This window comes from Paraburkholderia sp. SIMBA_030 (assembly GCF_046535245.1).
Classification (GTDB): Bacteria; Pseudomonadota; Gammaproteobacteria; order Burkholderiales; family Burkholderiaceae; genus Paraburkholderia.
The window spans coordinates 1-231 of the sequence record NZ_JAWRXB010001765.1 but is presented as its reverse complement, the minus strand read 5'-3'; the positions used below and the strand labels follow the sequence as shown (position 1 = coordinate 231).

1 pseudogene is annotated in these 231 nt (G+C 59.7%); it reads left to right on the top strand.

What is annotated here, in order from left to right:
• Window positions 1–231 (top strand): annotated as a pseudogene (locus tag SB772_RS46065) (altronate dehydratase); the annotation flags it as partial.

The following is a 231-nucleotide window of genomic DNA, read 5'->3' as shown; positions in this document are numbered from 1 at the left end:
CGGCGGCCTGACGACCATTCTCGAAAAGTCTCTAGGCGCAGTTGCCAAAAGTGGCTCCTCAGCACTCATGGGCGTTTATCGTTACGCTGAGCCCATTACAGTCCGAGGCTTGGTGTTCATGGATGCGCCTGGCTATGACCCGATGGGAGCCACTGGCCAAATCGCCAGCGGCGCAAATCTCGTTGCGTTCACCACCGGACGCGGCTCGTGCTTTGGCGCCAAACCTGCTCC